At 66.9% G+C, this 2807-nt stretch carries 2 protein-coding genes and 1 pseudogene; 1 reads left to right on the top strand and 2 read right to left on the bottom strand.

The features are described 5' to 3' along the window. Window positions 1-117 precede the first annotated feature (117 nt). Window positions 118-351, bottom strand: coding sequence for a hypothetical protein (locus tag CIW48_RS32740; RefSeq protein ID WP_149314498.1), 234 nt, complete (start codon window positions 349-351; stop codon window positions 118-120). A 234-nt stretch (window positions 352-585) separates the two neighbouring features. On the opposite strand from CIW48_RS32740, the gene metG reads away from it, so the two are divergent. Then, window positions 586-2268: a methionine--tRNA ligase gene (gene metG, locus CIW48_RS32735; protein ID WP_149314497.1), complete on the top strand. Its 1683-nt coding sequence runs from the start codon at window positions 586-588 to the stop codon at window positions 2266-2268. Window positions 2269-2641: 373 nt separating this feature from the next. Here the strand turns inward: metG and CIW48_RS32730 are convergent. Further along, window positions 2642-2807, bottom strand: a pseudogene (locus tag CIW48_RS32730) (IS110 family transposase); the annotation flags it as partial.

Raw genomic sequence — 2807 nt, 5'->3', positions numbered from 1 at the left:
CCAACCGAAGCGGGCATCCAGATGGCCAGGTGCGAAGAAAGGGTCGTCGAGCACACACGGGCAGGTCGACTCCCCGGTCCTTGAGGTGGCGCACGGCGATGCCGCCCGGTGGCGGCGTCAGCGCGAGAACGGGGCGCACAAAGCCGTCGCCAGCTCGGGTGGCACCCTCGGCACGAACCGCATCAACTCCGTCTCGGTGACCTGCCGAAGGTCGGGATGCTCGGCCCGGATCGCACGGGCCACGTCGGGCGAGACCTTCAGCAGCTCGTTCACCGCGCCCATGGCGCGAAGGTAGGACGGTACGTGAGGCAAATTCGGCTCGAGGTGGGAAGCGTTCTTGGTGTCCGACACGATCGACGCATCATTGCTCGCGCGCGATCAGCAAGGTAGACACATCTGATGCGTCTGGTTTTCGCCCGCACCCCGCGAATGACCCGGCCCGACCGCACAAGGTTCGGCCGGAGAGGGTGACGCGCGTCAGCGCGCGATAGGCGAGAGCGCCGAACCCAGCCCTTCCGTGCCGCGCGGGAGGGCTTTTTGTTTGCGGGTTCGGCGCGTCCACTCCCTGCATACGGGACGCTCCCTATGTCGCGCCGCATCCTCATCACCAGCGCTCTGCCCTATGTCAGCGGCGCAAAGCACCTCGGCAATCTCGTTGGATCCCTCCTGCCCGCCGACGTGCACGCCCGTTTCCACCGTCAGATCGGCAGCGAAGTGCTCTTCGTCTGCGCCACCGACGAGCATGGCACCCCCACCGAGATTGCGGCCGCCCAGGCCGCTCTCGACCCTCGCAGCTTCTGCGACCGCGAGCACGACCGGCAGGCGGATGTCTATCGCCGCTTCGGTCTCAGCTTCGACCATTTCGGCCGTTCTTCCACGCCCAGCAATCACACGCTGACCCAGCACTTCTACCACCGCCTAGACGCAGCCGGGCTGATCGACGAGCGGGTCGTTCCGCAGGTCTGGTCGCCTGCCGACAATCGCTATCTGCCCGACCGCTACGTGCTCGGCACCTGCCCGCACTGCGGCGCTCCCGATGCGCGGGGCGACCAGTGCGATGCCTGCGGTACCTTGATCGATGCCGTAGACCTGATCGCGCCGCGCTCAGCGCTATCGGGGGATACTCGGCTGGAGGTGCGCGAGAGCCGCCACCTGTTTCTGCGACAGTCGGCGCTCGTGGATCGGTTAAACAGTTGGCTCGATACCCGCTCTGGCTGGCCGCACTTCGTCGCCTCCCTCGCCCGAAGCTGGCTGACTGCGGACCTCAAGGACCGCTGCATTACGCGCGACCTCGCCTGGGGCGTGCCGGTGCCGCGCCCCGGGTTCGAGGGTAAGGTGTTCTACGTCTGGTTCGACGCGCCTATCGCCTACATTGCCGCCACCCAGGACTGGGCCGCCGCTCGGGGGAGCGACTGGCGAGACTGGTGGTGGGGCGAGGCTACCCGGGGGAGCCGCTACGTGCAGTTCCTCGGCAAGGACAATGTGCCGTTCCATGCCGTCAGCTTCCCCAGCACCTTGCTAGGCTCGGGGGAGCCCTGGCGGACGGCCGACGTGATTAAGGGCTTTCACTGGCTCACGCATGAGGGGGGCAAGTTCTCGACGAGCCAGGGGCGTGGCCTGTCGTGCGAAGCGGCGCTCGACGCACTGCCTGCCGACCTTTGGCGCTGGTGGCTGATAGCGAATGCGCCCGAGAGCGCCGATGTGGACTTCCGGGCGGTGCGGTTCGCAGCGGACGTGAACAAGGACCTCGCCGACGTGTTCGGCAACCTCGTCCAGCGGGTGACGCGCTTCGCTCGAGCCGCCTTTGATGGATGCGTGCCCGAAAGTGGCGAGCCGGGCGAGGCCGAACGCGCGCTCGCGGTGAGCGTCCGGGAGCGCGTGAGTACGATCCGCGCCCATCACGAAGCACGAGAGTTTCGACACGCTGCGGCGGAGACCCGGGCGCTCTGGGCAGGCGCGAACGCCTACGTTCAGGCCGCAGCACCCTGGTCGTCGCTCCAAAAAGACCGTCCAGGTGCTGCGGTGGCTACCCGTACCGCCCTGGCACTCATCGAGGTGTGTGCCGTCGTGGCATGGAGCATCATTCCGGACCTCGCGACCTCGGCCATCACTGCGGTCGGTGGAGCGGTGAGCGCGGGCCCACCCCCGTGGCCCGGCGATGTGATCGATCAGCTTCTCGATGGACGACGGGCGGGAGTGGTCCTTCCGTCCTCGTTCGAGCCCGTGGCTAAACTCAGCGTCGAGAGTTCCGGCTTCGCTGTTCGATGAAGTGGGTTGGGCAAGCTGTGCTGTAAAGCCATGAAGTCTGCTTGGGGCCAAGAGAGAGCGCCGACACGACGTCTGCTTCAATGCATCACCGTCCGGAAGCGGACGGGCAGGAAACCATCTGTGGACGCCCCCTCGGACGCAAGCGGTTTCTGGCGGGTGGCACGATGTCGGATGCTGCCATCTGTCCGGCCTCTCATGCAGCCGTTGGGCGCGGGACCGTATGGGAGTTCGCGGACCGGAACCACTTCACCCAAGCGTGCTCGGTGGCACGTGGTTCTCGCCTGGTTCTTCCGGCCCTGTCTCGCCAACTGTTGTGCCATACCCTCCTTCGACCGACCTCGCGTCCCGACAGCCTCTGGCGCCGACCTCGGCTTTACGCCGCAGCCGCAACCGGAGCTCGGTAACTCCCGCCCTCGCAGAAGGGCCCAGACGATGCGGGCCATCTTGTTGGCCACCGCCACCGTCACCAGCATGCGCGGCTTACGCGCCAGCATCTGTTCCAGCCACGTACCCTTCGGCGCGCCGCGTCGGCTTGCCTG

It is taken from the genome of Methylobacterium sp. P1-11, from assembly GCF_008329595.1.
GTDB lineage: Bacteria > Pseudomonadota > Alphaproteobacteria > Rhizobiales > Beijerinckiaceae > Methylobacterium.
The sequence above is the reverse complement of the archived record's forward strand: the minus strand, read 5'-3'. Positions and strand labels throughout refer to the sequence as shown.

What these genes read in the sequence shown, in the direction of transcription:
- metG (WP_149314497.1), top strand. Translation starts at nt 586, where the DNA reads ATGTCGCGCCGCATCCTCATCACCAGCGCTCTGCCCTATGTCAGCGGC.